General features: G+C 35.4%; 16 protein-coding genes. 8 read left to right on the top strand and 8 right to left on the bottom strand.

Annotated features, from left to right (window positions below):
• Positions 1 to 39: 39 nt before the first annotated feature.
• Complete coding sequence (locus tag BW932_RS12740) at positions 40 to 1,074, bottom strand: sensor histidine kinase (protein ID WP_076388177.1); 1,035 nt, start codon at positions 1,072 to 1,074, stop codon at positions 40 to 42.
• A gap of 9 nt (positions 1,075 to 1,083) precedes the next feature.
• A complete protein-coding gene (locus BW932_RS12735; RefSeq protein WP_076388175.1) occupies positions 1,084 to 1,761 on the bottom strand; it encodes a response regulator transcription factor in 678 nt (225 codons plus the stop codon).
• Between the two features lie 190 nt (positions 1,762 to 1,951).
• Here BW932_RS12735 and BW932_RS12730 point away from each other — a divergent pair, with 190 nt between their 5' ends.
• Both BW932_RS12730 and BW932_RS12725 read left to right on the top strand, forming a co-directional pair.
• Entirely contained in the window at positions 1,952 to 4,558 is a 2,607-nt protein-coding gene (locus BW932_RS12730; RefSeq protein WP_076388263.1) for a TonB-dependent receptor plug domain-containing protein, read from the top strand.
• A 33-nt stretch (positions 4,559 to 4,591) separates the two neighbouring features.
• Positions 4,592 to 5,812, top strand: a complete 1,221-nt coding sequence (locus BW932_RS12725; protein ID WP_076388173.1) for a hypothetical protein — start codon at positions 4,592 to 4,594, stop codon at positions 5,810 to 5,812.
• 185 nt (positions 5,813 to 5,997) lie between these two features.
• Here BW932_RS12725 and BW932_RS12720 read toward each other — a convergent pair whose 3' ends face one another.
• The 3 genes from BW932_RS12720 to nadE all read right to left on the bottom strand — a co-directional run bounded on the left by BW932_RS12720 (position 5,998) and on the right by nadE (position 8,314).
• Positions 5,998 to 6,309 carry a barstar family protein gene (locus BW932_RS12720; RefSeq protein WP_076388171.1) on the bottom strand — a complete coding sequence of 104 codons (312 nt, stop codon included), beginning with the start codon at positions 6,307 to 6,309 and terminating at the stop codon, positions 5,998 to 6,000.
• Between the two features lie 580 nt (positions 6,310 to 6,889).
• Positions 6,890 to 7,414 carry a ribonuclease domain-containing protein gene (locus BW932_RS12715; protein ID WP_143745564.1) on the bottom strand — a complete coding sequence of 175 codons (525 nt, stop codon included), beginning with the start codon at positions 7,412 to 7,414 and terminating at the stop codon, positions 6,890 to 6,892.
• Positions 7,415 to 7,522: 108 nt separating this feature from the next.
• On the bottom strand, positions 7,523 to 8,314 hold the full coding sequence (gene nadE / locus BW932_RS12710) for an NAD(+) synthase (protein WP_076388170.1): 792 nt from the start codon (positions 8,312 to 8,314) through the stop codon (positions 7,523 to 7,525).
• A 94-nt stretch (positions 8,315 to 8,408) separates the two neighbouring features.
• Between nadE and gldB the strand changes: the two genes are divergently transcribed.
• The 5 genes from gldB to BW932_RS12685 all read left to right on the top strand — a co-directional run bounded on the left by gldB (position 8,409) and on the right by BW932_RS12685 (position 12,061).
• Positions 8,409 to 9,389 carry a gliding motility lipoprotein GldB gene (gene gldB, locus BW932_RS12705; protein ID WP_084566524.1) on the top strand — a complete coding sequence of 327 codons (981 nt, stop codon included), beginning with the start codon at positions 8,409 to 8,411 and terminating at the stop codon, positions 9,387 to 9,389.
• 65 nt (positions 9,390 to 9,454) lie between these two features.
• A complete protein-coding gene (gene gldC / locus BW932_RS12700; protein WP_076388257.1) occupies positions 9,455 to 9,781 on the top strand; it encodes a gliding motility protein GldC in 327 nt (108 codons plus the stop codon).
• 83 nt (positions 9,782 to 9,864) lie between these two features.
• Positions 9,865 to 11,004, top strand: coding sequence for a cystathionine gamma-synthase (locus BW932_RS12695; RefSeq protein WP_076388168.1), 1,140 nt, complete (start codon positions 9,865 to 9,867; stop codon positions 11,002 to 11,004).
• 168 nt (positions 11,005 to 11,172) lie between these two features.
• Positions 11,173 to 11,679, top strand: a complete 507-nt coding sequence (locus BW932_RS12690; RefSeq protein WP_076388166.1) for a DinB family protein — start codon at positions 11,173 to 11,175, stop codon at positions 11,677 to 11,679.
• 4 nt (positions 11,680 to 11,683) lie between these two features.
• A complete protein-coding gene (locus BW932_RS12685) occupies positions 11,684 to 12,061 on the top strand; it encodes a YchJ family protein (protein ID WP_076388164.1) in 378 nt (125 codons plus the stop codon).
• A 115-nt stretch (positions 12,062 to 12,176) separates the two neighbouring features.
• Here the strand turns inward: BW932_RS12685 and BW932_RS12680 are convergent, their stop codons facing one another.
• Positions 12,177 to 12,422 carry a VF530 family protein gene (locus BW932_RS12680; protein ID WP_076388162.1) on the bottom strand — a complete coding sequence of 82 codons (246 nt, stop codon included), beginning with the start codon at positions 12,420 to 12,422 and terminating at the stop codon, positions 12,177 to 12,179.
• Between the two features lie 72 nt (positions 12,423 to 12,494).
• Positions 12,495 to 13,514, bottom strand: coding sequence for an LLM class flavin-dependent oxidoreductase (locus tag BW932_RS12675; protein WP_076388160.1), 1,020 nt, complete (start codon positions 13,512 to 13,514; stop codon positions 12,495 to 12,497).
• Between the two features lie 170 nt (positions 13,515 to 13,684).
• Between BW932_RS12675 and BW932_RS12670 the strand changes: the two genes are divergently transcribed.
• Positions 13,685 to 14,233 (top strand): L-threonylcarbamoyladenylate synthase, encoded by a 549-nt coding sequence (locus BW932_RS12670; protein WP_076388158.1) that lies wholly within the window; start codon positions 13,685 to 13,687, stop codon positions 14,231 to 14,233.
• Between the two features lie 164 nt (positions 14,234 to 14,397).
• On the opposite strand, the gene BW932_RS12665 is transcribed toward BW932_RS12670, so the two are convergent.
• Positions 14,398 to 14,853 carry a DUF1801 domain-containing protein gene (locus BW932_RS12665; protein ID WP_076388156.1) on the bottom strand — a complete coding sequence of 152 codons (456 nt, stop codon included), beginning with the start codon at positions 14,851 to 14,853 and terminating at the stop codon, positions 14,398 to 14,400.

Raw genomic sequence — 14,853 nt, 5'->3', positions numbered from 1 at the left:
GCTTTTTTATTAAAAAGTTTTGCTTACATTTTGCGATTTCTAAATGCTTTTTTCCAGCAAAAAACTGAATTGAGTTCCTTCCAAATATACACTTTGTACAGAAATATTTTCGCCGTGCGCTTCCAAAATATGTTTTACGATTGCTAAACCGAGTCCAGAACCTCCATCTGTGCGGTTTCTGCTGGTTTCTACGCGATAAAATCTTTCGAAAATTCGTGGTAAGTTTTCGGGCTTAATTCCCATTCCGTTATCTTTTACTTCGACCAAAACTTTATTTTTGAGAATATTCGTTCGGATGATAATCTGCGCTTTATCGCGATTGGCGTAATGAATAGCGTTTGAAATTAAATTGATCAGAACCTGCGCTATTTTGTGTTTATCGGCTTTCACCAAAATTTGCGAGGAGGAAGTCTGAAGCTGAACTTTCGAATCTTTTTTTTGTGCTTCCAAATCAAGGAGATCTATAATTTCTTTGATTAAAACATTGATATCGAAAATTGAAATATTGAGGCTGATTTCACCGGATTCATATTGGTTGATCATGTCTAGATCTTTTACAATTGTAAGCAATCTTTCTACCGATTTATCAATTCTCTCCAGATATTTATCGCGTATTGCAAGATCTTCCACACCGCCATCAATGAGCGTTTCTAAATAGCCCTGAATGGAAAAAAGCGGAGTTTTCAGTTCATGGGAAACGTTGCCGATATATTCTTTCCGATAGATCTCCATCTCTTTCATGGTATCTAATTCTGTTGCATTTTTCTGGCTAAATTGAGAAACCATTTCACCCAACTCCTGAAAGTTTAATTCGTTATCGTCTTCAGGACTGAACTCATTCGGTAAAATAGTAGAAATCCTGCGAATTTGTTTTTTACCGTAAACCGTAAAAAGTGAATCTAGAATAATGTAATTCAGCACAAAAATAAGCACCACACAACTGATAAAGACAATATTAAAAGTTGCCTGATCATGAACAATTTGATCTTTGGTATAATCGAAAACCAAGGCGATAAAAGACATTGCAATGGTGAGGAAAACCGAAGCAAGCAAAGTTAATTTGTGAAACCTCATCTTACAAATTTACACAACTAATTTGTAACCAATTCCTTTGAGCGTTTGAATGGTATTGATTCCTAATTTTTCTCGAAGTCTTCGGATATGAACATCGATGGTTCTTTCACCCACAATGACATCATTTCCCCAAACTTTTTCCAGTATTTCGTCGCGTTTGAAGACTTTATCGGTATTTGAAGCGAGCAAATAAAGCAGATCGAACTCTTTTTTGGGGAGCATAAATAATTGTCCAGCTTTGGAAACTCTGAAAATATCTTTATCGATAATTAAATCCCCAATTTCAATGTTTTTGGAGGAACCTGAAACCTGAGAAGTCAGTTGTAAAAGTGCATTCACCTTAGAAATCAAAACTTTAGGCTTAATGATTTTCACGATATAATCATTTGCACCTGCTTGAAAACCCGCCAATTGCGAAAACTCTTCGCTTCGTGCCGAAAGAAAAACGATTAATGTTTTTTGGAGTTCTTTGATCTTGCGTAAATCCTGACAGGTTTCAATCCCATCTTTTTCCGGCATCATCACATCGAGAAGAATCAAATCGGGAAGGATCTGTTTCGCCATTTCTATTCCTTCATTTCCGTTGGTCGCGGTAAATACTTCGTAGCCTTCTTTCTCCAAATTATAGGAAAGAATCTCCAAAATATCATGCTCATCGTCAATTAAAAGAATTTTTTTCTGTTTCATTTTTACTTTTTAACCTTTCAAAATTAATCAAATTTAATAGGAGAAACACGGGCTTTTTAAATATTCATAAAAAATTAACACAGACGCTGTTCTGTTAAACATTTCTTAAAACAAACTTAAAACTTAAGCAACACCAAATAATCGCACAATCCATTCCTTTGCATCGAATAAGAAACTAATGAAAGAAGTAATGAAAATCAGAAAACTCAGTGTTGCCGTATTATTCATGTTGTCCTCTACAACTATCATTTACGGACAAAAAGTGGAAAAAGACACCATACGAAAGGAAAAAAATATCGAAGGAGTTACTATTATTTCCAGTGGAAATAAAAAATCTGAAACCGCAATTTTAGGGGATCAAAAAAAAGCAATTATCCAGAAACAGGCGATGGGAGCCGAAGAAATTTCCCGAAAAGGCATTTCTAATGTAGAACAAGGTCTAACAAAAATTACCGGAATTACAACGGTTGAAGGTCGCGGTCTTTTTGTAAGAGGTTTGGAGGAGCGTTATAATTATCTTTTGATCAACGGTCTTGGTTCACCATCCAACAACCCTTTTCAGAAAATTATTGCTTTAAAACAGTTTCCTACCGATGTGGTGGGGAAACTGAATATCTACAAAACATTTAATTCTAATCTTTACGGAGATTTTGCCGGTGCAACTTTCGATATTGAAACTTTAACGATTGATAAGCCTTTCAGTAAAGTTGAATTCAATGTTGGCGTAAACACTTTGAGCACTTTTAGAGACAATTTTAAAGTAGCTGAAGGAGCGAGCGGAATTGAAGGTTATTTGGGACAGAACTCGGAGGATCGAAGATTACCGGGTGAGATAAGAGATTCCAGACCATCCAATTACAATTTTTCGGCGCAACAATCATTAAATTCTTTTAAAGGTTCCTGGAATGTTGATAACGTAAAATCTATGCCGAATACAGGAATTGGTTTTACAACGGCACAAAAATTTAACGTGGGAGAAGCAAGCACTCTTTCATTTTTATTCTCTTTAAACCAAGCGGCAAAGTATACCTACCGAAATGGTGATAATAATTTGTTCCAAAGAAATGGGTCAGTGATTCAACCCAATAATCTTTTAAATAAAAAGTCTTACGAGTATGAAACAGAATCCTCTGCTCTCTTAGGTTTAGGCTATAAAAACAAGGGAACCAACGTCAACCTTAATGCGATTTATCTACAAAATTCGACCAATATCATTGAAGATTTCAACGGTTTTAAATTAGGTAATGTAAATGACATAAGATTTTTTCGAACCAATCAACAGGATATTTCCAGATTTTTAGATTTACAATTAACGGCTTCGCAAAAATTAGGAGAAAGACATTTATTCAAAGCCGGAGCAAGTTATGTGATGAATAATTACAGCCAGCCGGACCGGAAGATTTTCGAAGTTGACTATCCAACAGATTTTACAAAAGCTGTTATCTCTTATGGAGGGAATAACCTGGTTCGCCAGTATTTAGATGTTAACGGAAGATTTTACGGATCGGCTTACGGAGAATATTCAGTTTTACTGGGAGATAAAGGGGATCGCAAAGATTACCCAATGCAATTATCGATCGGTTATAATGGTTTTGCAGATGTGAGAGAAAACTCCTACCGTTTTATCTTTAGTCGAAATCCTCGGAATTTAAACGAAACGTCTATCATCAATATTGATCAACCGCAAACCACGTTCAATAATGCTATACTGAATAATAAATTCAATTACGAAGAGGGAAGTGACAGCTACAGCTACCTTTCCAATATATACCAGTTTGTGAATGCAGGTTATCTGAATTTTAATTACAAACCTTCCGAAAGCTGGGATATTTTACTTGGAGGTAGATTGGAGAATGATATGAGAATTATTCGCTTTCATAGAAATGCTATTGCTAAAACAACCACTCTTAAACCTAATAATAATTACATTTTACCATCGATTTCGATTAAAAAGGCAATCAATGATAAAAATAACATTAGATTATCTTTGAGTAAAACAATTACTCGACCAGTTCTTATCGAAACAATGCCGATAGAATATGTGAATCCAGATAATACCACTATTCTTGGGAATGAAAATATTCAAAACAGCGAAAACTATAACATCGATCTGAAGTGGGAATATTTCCCAACGAACAAAGAAATGTTTGCTGTTAATTTATTTGCCAAGAGAATAGATAATGCGATTGAAAAAGGGCTAAAAAATTCGGGAAATGCAGCAGGTATTGCATTTACTTTTTTTAATGCAAAGAGAGCAGAACTTGCAGGTGTAGAACTTGAAGGAATTTTAAGCTTAGGCAGAATTTCTGAATCATTAGACAAATTTGCATTAGGGATAAATACAACCTTCATGTATTCTAATGTTGAAAGAAGTGAAGAACAATTAGAATTAGAAAAACCAGATTTTATCAATCTGGATCAATTGAAAAAAAGAGGTTTGCAGGGTGCTGCTCCTTACGTCATCAATGCAGATTTAAAGTATGAGTACAAGAATCTGAAAAATTTCACCAAAACAGTTTCTTTGGTATATAACGTCTCCGGTTCAAAAATACTTACTGTTGGAGGTGCAGGTTTAGGACATTATTTTGAGAAACCTTTTCACCAGTTAGATTTGGTACATCAAAATCAAATTGATAAAAACTGGAATATCAAACTAGGCGTTCAAAACATTTTAAATACCAAATACCGTGTAGAAATGGAAGACAGTTATCTTCCTCTACAAAGAGAAGATTTAACCGCCATCAATAACTATTATAACGGAATCACTTTCAACGCAACAGTGGGTTACACCTTCTAAAACTAACTTTTTAAATTTAAATCTTAAAATATAATGAAAACAAATTTTTTAACTTTACTATCATTAACATTACTCTTAAGCGTATCTTCATGTACAATTGACATTAACGAACGCACCGGCGATGGAGAAACCATTTCAACTCCAGGAACAACTACGGGTGTATTACCAGAAGGCGGCAAATTATCCGGAGATATTACCAAAGACCTTACCGTAAAAAAAGGAAATTATGTATTAGAAGGAATTGTAAAAGTAGCAGACGGCGCTACACTTACCATTGAACCAGGCGCAACATTTACTGTTTCTACCAATGTTTCTTCAAGTTTGGTTGTATTGCAGGGCGGCAAAATATTGGCGATCGGATCTGCTGCAGAACCTATCGTATTTTCCACTACCGCTAAAGTAGCCGGTGGATGGGGTGGAATTACGGTTTACGGAAGAGCTCCTATAAAAGCTGTTAACGGTAATGCAACAGCAGTATCAGAAGACGGCAATGCTCTTACATACGGTGGTACTGATGCGAACTCCAGCTCAGGGATCTTAAAATTCGTGAGAGTGGAATATGCAGGTAAAAAAATTGGGGACGGAACATCTGAAACCAACACATTTACTTTCTACTCCGTAGGTGACGGTACTATTTTAGAAAATCTGGTAGCATATAAAGGAACAGATGATGGTTTTGAATTTTTTGGAGGAACAGTAAGTGCAAGAAACATTGTGTCCTACGGAAATTTTGATGATGCATTTGACTGGCAGGATGCCTGGAAGGGACAAAACAACAGCAACTGGTTCGCTTTTCAAACAGTGACCGGTAATTTCGGAATGGAGATCGAGGCATCTGGGAATACTGACAATACGGCTCCAAAAATCTCAAACATCACTTTAATAAGAGATGCAAACACTAATCCGGAAGTAGCGGGTTCTACAGAAATAAGCGCTATTCAGTTCAAAAAACAAGGATCCGGAATTTTTTCTAACGTGTATGTCAGCGGTTATAAAAACCTTGGTGGTAAAAATGCATATGCAGTTCTTATACAAGACGATGCAACAAATAACAGCCAGGTAAATACCACTCCAAGTAAAGTAGTTGTATCTCCTTTAAACTATGTTAATTCAGATAATTTAGGAGTTTGGGGTTACGCAGCAACAAATGGAGGCGCCACTTTCACAAATGCTGCAACGGTAACAAAAGTTTCTTTACCTACAGGAGCTTGGGCAACTGTAGATGGAGTTGATTTATTGACCGCTTTAAAATAGTTTCATTTTCTTCTTCATATCACAAAAACCACCGACTTGGTGGTTTTTTTGTTTTATATCGGTTTTAAAAATGGTGTAATCACAAAAGTTTTAAGTGGAAAAAATTCTGCATAAACCTCAAAAAAGAAAATACAATCTTTGAAATACTTTTACTAAAATTCACCAGAAAGAATTCACCAAAAAATTTACTCCTCAGAAATTTCGCCTTCCTCATCATCCTCTTCATATTGAACCAGGAAATAAGAAAAAGTAAAATCTTCCAGTTCATCATCTGCATCTTCCAGCGTAAGCAATAGATCTTCGAAAACCTCCAATTGTTCTACGCTCATATTTACAAATTCCAGATGAAGTGGCATTTCTACAAATCCGGTTAAGGAATCATAAAGCGCATCCAAATTATCACCGAAAAATTCCGGCAGCTTCAATTTTTCTTTCAGTTGCGCATAAAAATCCTCATAATCTCCAAGGTCCGTAAAGTCGATGTATATTGTTTTCATTGTTGTTGGTTGTCAGTTTTGGTTGTTGGTTGTCAGTTGTTGGTTGTCAGTTTTTGGTTTTTGGTTTTTGCTTCTTGCTTTTTGCCTCTAGCTTCTTGCTTCCTATTTTAATATTCTTGCATGTTGAATTTATATTCTTGCATCCTAAAACAATATTCTCGTCTATGTAAAGTATATTCTTGCGTTTGTAAACAATATTCTTGCATCCTATTTTAATATTCTTGCATGTTGAATTTATATTCTTGCATCCTAAAACAATATTCTTGTCTATGTAAACTATATTCTTGCTTCCTATTTTAATATTCTTGCATGTTGAATTTATATTCTTGCATCCTAAAACAATATTCTTGTCTATGTAAACTATATTCTTGCTTCCTATTTTAATATTCTTGCATGTTGAATTTATATTCTTGCGTCTTAAAACTATATTCTCGTTTATGTAAACTATATTCTTGCATCCTATTTTAATATTCTTTCATATTGAATTTATATTCTCGCATCCTAAAACAATATTCTCGCATCTTTATTCTTTATTCTTTACTCTTTATTCTTTTCTCTTGCTTCTCGCTTCTCACCTCTCCTACTGCTTTTCAAAACTCCTATAATGATCCTTCGTCAAGTAAACATCGCCATTTTTGGTGAAGACAATTCGGTCTGCATTTCGGTTGCCACAATTGTAATTCACGTCGGCTTCAAAATATTGGCCGTTTCCAGGGAGATTTTTTTCTCTGTTGCTGAATTTGTCGCCGCCAATTGCTTTTCCGGGCAAAACATCACATAAATTTCCTTTAGAGGGAACCCAACCGTTTCTTTTTGCTTCCGATTTGGTAACGTAATAATCTGGAAGACTTTTATTGGACTTTACATAATTGATGACTTTATTTTCATTGGTCAGTTCATCAATATTTGCAGAATTTCCCGACGAGGAAGTACTGAAATCTGCAGAATTTCCCGCCTTCGAATTGGTGTTTGATGTAATTTCGGTAGTTGAAACCTCAGTATTTTTCTTTTCAATTCTATAGTTCTGAATGAAATACATCACCAAAAAAGCGGTCAACAAACCGATGATGAAAAAAAGAGCGAGTTTTATATTTTGTCTGTTCATAGTTTTAATTTGATCATGTAATAAGGTACAGATTTGAAAATGAGCTATTCGAATTTGAAAAATAAACAATCATTAATCCTCAAATTACTGAATTCTCAAATTTTCAAATTATTTCCGCCATTCTTCCGGAATATCGCACACCGGAATTGGCTGTATTTTATGTTGCGCCGCTTTATTCATTCGGCTGAAAATTTTGAAAACCTCCAAATCTCTTCCACTATAATCTGCTTCTGATTTTGTTCCCCACTCTTTCTGAATTTTTTCGAGTTCAGGATAAGTTGCCCCAATTTGTTGTTCATCGGTTCGGTCAACATCCCAAAGTCCATCAGTTGGGATTGCATTTTTAATAGATTCTGGCAAATCTAAACTTCTTGCCAAAGCATAAACTTCCGTTTTGTACAAATCTGCTATCGGGGAAACATCTACTCCACCATCACCATATTTCGTATAAAAACCAATTCCAAAATCTTCCACTTTATTCCCGGTTCCGCAAACCAAAAGTCCGTTAATTTGCCCATAATAATACAAAGTCAGCATTCTTAATCGAGCGCGAGTGTTTGCAAAAGCCAGTTTTTCGGCGGGAAATTCGTCGTCTTTCACATCAAAAGTTTTGTACAAAGCCTCGAAAGGTTCATTCAAATCGACGGATTTTCCTTCCACATTCGGGAATTTATTCTCTAAGAATTGAATATGTTCCAAAGCGCGATTTACTTGATCTGCTTTTTGGCGAATCGGCATTTCTACCGCAATCACTTTTAAACCCGTCATTGCACAAAGTGTAGAAACCACCCCGGAATCTACACCACCCGAAACTCCGATGATATATCCTTTAACATTGGCTTTTTGGGCGTAATCTTTCAGCCAGGAAACTATTCTTTCTGTTATTTTTTCTGTTTGCATTTGGTATTGATGATTTTTAAAGCTTTAAGAATTTAAATGAGTTAAAACCTTAAAATTGCTTATTTTTGCTGTTCTTAAATCTGATGTAAAAATAATGAAGTTTTTTAAATATGTAGCCGTTTCATCTGCATTCGTTCTCGGAGTGATTTCTTGCAAAAAAAATCCCGAAAACCAATGGAAAGTTGAAATTACAAATCCCGCACAAAAAGTACAGGTTGTCGATATTTCCAAGGAATTTTATTCCCCAAATGTTCCTCTGGAAGATTTCAAAAAGAAATATCCTTGGTTTCAAGGAACAGTACCAGATGAGGATTTTGCAATAAGAAGAACCGATCAGGAGGAAGCAAAAATTTACAAAGAAGCCATTTCTAAAATCGATATTGCAAAACTGAATAAAGAACTCACCGATTTATTTTCACAGGTGAAATATTATTTCCCACAATTCAAAGATCCCAAAGTTTTTCTTTATTCATCAGTACTTCAAGGTGTGATGGAACCTGTTTTCTATCAAACAAAAGAAAATATGGTTTTTATTGATGTTACGGGTTTCATGGGCGAAAACAATCCTAATTATAAAGGATTGGAAAACTATTTTCAAACGTCGATGAATCCACAGAACATTGTTCCGAAAGTTTCTGAAATACTGGCTGAAAATTTCGTGCAACCCAATACTGATCATCAAAAATTTATCGATGACTTAATCTATAACGGTAAGATTTTGACGCTGCAAGATGCGTTTCTTCCCAATTTTCCCGATTATTTGAAAATGAATTATTCGCAGAAACAATACGAATGGTCAAAGGAAAACGAGGTCAACATCTGGAATTTTTTTGTGGAGAACAATTTGGTTTTCAGTGATGACATTCGTTTGAAAGAGCGGTTCATAAAACCCGGACCGTTTTCGAAATTTTATACTGAAATCGACAACGAATCCTCCCCACAAGTAGGAATATTTATCGGGTGGCAAATTTGCAAAAAGTTCTTTACCGAAAAACCAGAAGTAAAACTCCCCGATTTTTTAAAGATGAGCGCTCAGGAAATTTTTAATCAAAGCCACTACAAACCGAAGAACTAATGTGCAAATGTGATGATTTGAAAAATACAATCATCCAAATATTAGCAAATTATAAAATTAACGATATGAAAAAGACCCAAATTACCATAGACATTGAACTTGACGAAAACAATGTTCCCGAAAAAATGACCTGGAATGCAGAAGATGGCGGCATCGAAAAAGAAGAAACCAAAGCAACGATGATTTCTGTTTGGGACGATGCCAAAAAGGAAGCACTTCGAATTGATCTTTGGACTAAAGATATGCCAGTTGATGACATGAAAATGTTCCTGCACCAAATTTTAATTTCACTGAGCAATACCTACGAAAGAGCAACCGGCGAAGAAGATGTCGCACAATGGATGGAAGAAATGGCAGAAGAATTTGCACAGAAAGCAGCGATAAAAATGTAAAATTAATGTAGCAATTTAACAGTTTAACCATGTAACAATCATTGGTAAACTGTTAAATTGATATATTGCTAAATTATAAAATTATGAATTTTAATACAAAAGTAATACACGGTGGACAACACCACGAATCAGCAACAGGATCGGTAAATGTCCCAGTATTTTTAACTTCCACATTTGCGCAAAAATCTCCGGGAATTCATTCCGGTTACGAATATTCCAGAGCTGCAAATCCAACCAGACAAGCTTTAGAAGACAGTTTAGCTTCTATCGAAAACGGAGCAAGAGGTTTGGCTTTCGGTTCTGGTTTGGCTGCAATTGACTGTGTGCTGAAATTATTAAATCCAGGAGATGAAATCATCGCGGTTGATGATCTTTACGGTGGAACGTACAGAATGTTCACGCGTTTGTTTGAAAAATATCAATTGAAATTTACGTTTGTGAGTTTTGATGATGTTTCAAAAATTTCTGGATTAATTACAGATAAAACCAAATTAATCTGGCTCGAAACTCCTACAAATCCTTTGATGAAATTGGTCGATATCAAAGCGGTGACAGAAATGGTAAAAGGAAAAGACATTTTAGTTGCGGTTGACAATACTTTTGCGTCGCCATATTTGCAGCTTCCTTTGGATTTGGGTGCAGATATCGTGATGCATTCTGCAACAAAATATTTAGGCGGACATTCCGATGTGATTGCAGGAGCTTTGATTGCAAAAACTGCAGAACTGGGCGAAAAACTCCATTTTATTCAGTTTGCAAGTGGCGGAATTCTAGGTCCACACGATTCTTATTTGGTTTTAAGAGGAATCAAAACTTTGGCTTTAAGAATGCAAAGACATTCTGACAACGGGATGAAAGTCGCAAAATATCTGGAATCTCATCCTGCAGTTGCCCAAGTAATTTATCCGGGATTGGAATCTCATCCACAACATGAGTTGGCAAAAAGACAGATGAAAGATTTCGGGGGAATGGTTTCTTTCACCTTTAAATCAGGAAAAAAAGAAGATTCCATTAAGTTTTTAGAGAAAGTAAAAGTGTTCACTTTGGCAGAATCTTTAGGTGGCGTAGAATCTTTGGCGAATCATCCTGCTTTGATGACGCATGCTTCAATTCCTGCAGAAAAACGTGCAGAACTAGGAATTACCGACGATTTGGTACGATTAAGCGTAGGAATCGAGGACGCAGAAGACTTAATTGCAGATTTGGAAAGAGCTTTCGCATAACAATAATATTTTATTTCACCACAAAAGTCACAAAAGTTCTTTTCTATTAAAAGCGAAATCATTTCTTTTTAAAGTGGAAATAATCTTATTTCTCCTTTAAAAGTTGAATATTATAGCTGTACTGTAAATTTAACTTTTGTGACTTTTGTGGTTTTAAATAATTCGATAATGACCGAATTTCAAAAATACATCCAAAGATACCTCGATTTGGTTCCGAGTGAGGATTGGGTGGAAGAACTAAAAATTTCGGGAGAAAAAACGCTGAAAATTTATTCAGATTTTTCCGAAGAACAATCCAATTTTGCTTATGCAGAAGGAAAATGGACTTTAAAAGAACTGCTTCAACATCTAATTGATGCAGAACGGATTTTCATTTATCGCGCCTTAAGATTTTCGAGAAATGACCAAACGGAACTTTCCGGTTGGGACGAGGAATTCTATGCAAAAGAATATTTTTTGGAGCAGATTTCTTTGAAAAATTTAATGGAGGAATTCGACTTTTTAAGAAAATCAAACCTCTTATTTTTCGAAAATTTAAATCAAGAGATCCTTTCCAGAAAAGGAGTTGCGAACGGTAACGAAATTTCCGTGGAAACTTTAGGGAAATTAATTGTCGGACATAATTTGCATCATTTAAATATTATTGAGGAAAGGTATTTTCCAAATTTAAAATAACAAAATGAACTGTCCTTGTTGCTCCGGAAAATCCTACGAAGAGTGTTGCAAACCTTTTCATACGAAAACAAAATTTCCACAAACTGCGGAAGAATTGATGCGTTCACGGTTTTCTGCTTTTGCCATTCCAAATGGAGAATATTTGATGGACACGACTTTTCCGGCAAAAAGAAAATTGCACAACAAAAAAGATCTGCAAGAATGGGGAGAAATGAATGACTGGACAAAACTGGAAATTATAAAAACTTCCGGGAAGAATCTCGTAGAATTTAAAGCGCATTATAACGACGAAAACGGAACTACGCAAATCCACCATGAAATCTCGCTTTTTGAGAAATTAAATAATCGGTGGTATTATGTTTCAGGGAAGTTTTTGGATTAGATCTTTTAACCACAAAAGTCACAAAAGTTTTAATTTAACTTTTAAACGCATAGAAGTTAAAAAAAGCAGAATGTAAAATTGGAAAAATAGAAATTCGTGCATTCGTGGTAAAAAACTAAAAATTTTGCTCGTTCTGTTTTTTCTTTCTCAAAACATAAACATACAAACTTTCCACTTTTGTTCTGGCCCAATCTGTTTTTCGTAAAAATTTTAAAGAAGATTTGATGCTCGGATTATCCGTAAAACACTTGATGTTGATTTGCTTTCCCAATTCTTCGAAACCTTCGTAATAATCGACGAGTTCTTCCAAAATGGTATCGAGACGTTTTCCGTGTAAAGGATCTTTTGCTTTTTCGTGCATAATGGTAAAAGTAAGAAATTTGATCTTAAAAGCGAAGAAAATTCCACCGAATAATTTTCGATGGAATCATCGTTATCTTACAAGTGGTGCCACTTTTTCGCCAAATAGTTCGATGGATTTCATCATCACCTCATTTTCCGGCGCTCCAACATCCATGTGACCAACAAATCTGGTGATGCCAAAAATTTCTTTCATGTAAGCGATTTTATCTGCAACTTCACTCACATTGCCGATAAATAAGGCGCCATCTTTTGCTCTTCCGCCTTCATACTGCATTTTTGTGTACGGAGACCAACCTCTGGTTGCGCCAATTCGGTCCTTTTGATCTTTATAATTTTGGAAATATCCCTCGATCACCTTTTGATCTTCACTCACCAAAGTATGGGAATGAATGGCGATTTGCATTTCAGATTCCGGAAAACCTGCAGCCAAATATTCCTGTTTGTAGAATTGAATTAAATTTTTAAACTGAATCGGCATTCCACCAATAATCGCGACTACTAAAGGCATTCCTAATTTCGCAGCACTCAAAACCGATTGCGGAGTTCCACCAACCGCTCGCCAAATTGGAAGTTTTCCATTATTTTTTGCTCTCGGATAAACGGTTTGATTGTCCATCGGAGCGCGAAGTTTTCCTTTCCAGGAAACATTTTCTTCCGAATTTATTTTCAGCAGCAAATCTAATTTTTCATCGAAAAGCTGTTCGTAATCATTTAAAGAATAACCATATAAAGGAAAAGATTCGATGAAACTTCCGCGACCTACAAATAATTCGGCTCTTCCGTCTGAAATTAAATCTAAAGTAGCGAAATCTTCATATACTTTTACAGGTTCAGAGGAACTCAAAACCGTTACTCCACTTGCTAATTTGATGTTTTTTGTAATACTTGCCGCTGCAGCCAAAACCATTTCCGGCGACGAAACGGCATAATCTGCGCGATGATGTTCTCCCATTGCGAAAACATCGATTCCGACTTCATCCATCAATTTTACCTGTTGCAAAATTTCCCGGATTTTTGTTCCTGCATCCTGATATTTTCCCGTTTTTTGGTCGAACGCTAAATCGCCAAACATTCCTATTCCTAATTCCATATTTTAGATTTTAGATTTTAGATTTTAGATTTTAGATTTTAGATTACAAATTTATGGGAAAGAATATTTAAAAGCATTGATGAATGGTAAGAACGGATCCTTGAAAGACATTCTATTTTTAATTACTTTTGCAAAGGTCGAAAAGGTCTTTAAAAACATTAAAAAAACTCATGGAACAAATCATCGAAACTTTAAAATCCGGCGGAACCATTCTTTACCCAACTGATACCATTTGGGGAATTGGGTGTGATGCGACGAATATTGATGCCATCAACAAAATTTTTGAAATCAAAAAGCGGGAGAAAAACAAATCCATGATCATTTTGGTAGAATCTGCAAAGCGGTTGCAAGATTTGGTGGAAGTTCCGGAAATGGCGTGGGAAATTATGGATCTTTCGGAAAAACCGGTGACTTTAATTTACGACAACCCAAAAGGTTTACCGAAAGAAATTTTGGCAGAAGATGGCAGCATCGGAATTCGGTTGGTCGATGATTTATTTTTAAAAAAAATCATTACAAAGCTGAATAAACCTTTAGTTTCTACCTCTGCAAACTTTAGCGGAGAAAAATCTCCTATGAAATTTTCGGATATTTCAAAAGAGCTTGTTAATGCTGTTGATTTTGTAGCGGAAGAGAACCACGATAAAATTTCAGAATTTTCCGGATCTTCGGTCATTCGCATTTGGAATGATGGAAGGATAAAAGTTTTGCGGGAATAGGTTTTCAACCACAATTTTTTAACCACAAAAGTCACAAAAGTTGAAGTGAAATGCATTGAAAACAAGAGTTCACAAAAGGCGAATTGCTGTAATTTCTAACAGATTTAACGGATTACACAGATTTTTTTAAACAAAATTCCAGTAATTCTGTCGGAAATTTTTTTTTACTTTTTATGCAATTTCTCGTACAATGCAATCCAATTTTCAGGAGTCATTTTCTCGCAAAGTTTCGCAATGAGCTCAAAAGGAATTGCCTCCATTTTCTTAAAACGAATGCAGGATTTTCCCATATCTAATTTTTGATTGGAATATTTCGGAAACTCTTCAACAAACCATTGCAGCAATTCCGGATTCGCATAAATTCCCATGTGATAAAGTGCGATAAAATTTTTCTGTGAAGCCAGATTTATAAAAGGCAACGGCGTATTTGGCGTACAATGATAACCGGCGGGATAAGTTTCCAAAGGAATATTCCAGCCGATTATGCCGTAACTCAATTCTTCCTGAAAACCTGGAGGTAAATGGTGTGAAACTGCTTCATACAATTTCCTGAAAGCAGATTTCCTTTCATCTGGAACATTGTTTAAATACTCTTCGACTGAATTTGCCTTAATTTTCAT

This window comes from Kaistella chaponensis, assembly GCF_900156725.1.
GTDB lineage: Bacteria > Bacteroidota > Bacteroidia > Flavobacteriales > Weeksellaceae > Kaistella > Kaistella chaponensis.
Note: the sequence above shows the minus strand (reverse complement) of the source record. Positions and strands in the feature narration are given on the sequence as shown.

Coding starts and splice junctions, on each gene's coding strand:
- BW932_RS12740 (WP_076388177.1), bottom strand. CDS start 1,074: ATGAGGTTTCACAAATTAACTTTGCTTGCTTCGGTTTTCCTCACCATT.
- BW932_RS12735 (WP_076388175.1), bottom strand. CDS start 1,761: ATGAAACAGAAAAAAATTCTTTTAATTGACGATGAGCATGATATTTTG.
- BW932_RS12730 (WP_076388263.1), top strand. CDS start 1,952: ATGAAAATCAGAAAACTCAGTGTTGCCGTATTATTCATGTTGTCCTCT.
- BW932_RS12725 (WP_076388173.1), top strand. CDS start 4,592: ATGAAAACAAATTTTTTAACTTTACTATCATTAACATTACTCTTAAGC.
- BW932_RS12720 (WP_076388171.1), bottom strand. CDS start 6,309: ATGAAAACAATATACATCGACTTTACGGACCTTGGAGATTATGAGGAT.
- BW932_RS12715 (WP_143745564.1), bottom strand. CDS start 7,414: ATGAACAGACAAAATATAAAACTCGCTCTTTTTTTCATCATCGGTTTG.
- nadE (WP_076388170.1), bottom strand. CDS start 8,314: ATGCAAACAGAAAAAATAACAGAAAGAATAGTTTCCTGGCTGAAAGAT.
- gldB (WP_084566524.1), top strand. CDS start 8,409: ATGAAGTTTTTTAAATATGTAGCCGTTTCATCTGCATTCGTTCTCGGA.
- gldC (WP_076388257.1), top strand. CDS start 9,455: ATGAAAAAGACCCAAATTACCATAGACATTGAACTTGACGAAAACAAT.
- BW932_RS12695 (WP_076388168.1), top strand. CDS start 9,865: ATGAATTTTAATACAAAAGTAATACACGGTGGACAACACCACGAATCA.
- BW932_RS12690 (WP_076388166.1), top strand. CDS start 11,173: ATGACCGAATTTCAAAAATACATCCAAAGATACCTCGATTTGGTTCCG.
- BW932_RS12685 (WP_076388164.1), top strand. CDS start 11,684: ATGAACTGTCCTTGTTGCTCCGGAAAATCCTACGAAGAGTGTTGCAAA.
- BW932_RS12680 (WP_076388162.1), bottom strand. CDS start 12,422: ATGCACGAAAAAGCAAAAGATCCTTTACACGGAAAACGTCTCGATACC.
- BW932_RS12675 (WP_076388160.1), bottom strand. CDS start 13,514: ATGGAATTAGGAATAGGAATGTTTGGCGATTTAGCGTTCGACCAAAAA.
- BW932_RS12670 (WP_076388158.1), top strand. CDS start 13,685: ATGGAACAAATCATCGAAACTTTAAAATCCGGCGGAACCATTCTTTAC.
- BW932_RS12665 (WP_076388156.1), bottom strand. CDS start 14,853: ATGAAAATTAAGGCAAATTCAGTCGAAGAGTATTTAAACAATGTTCCA.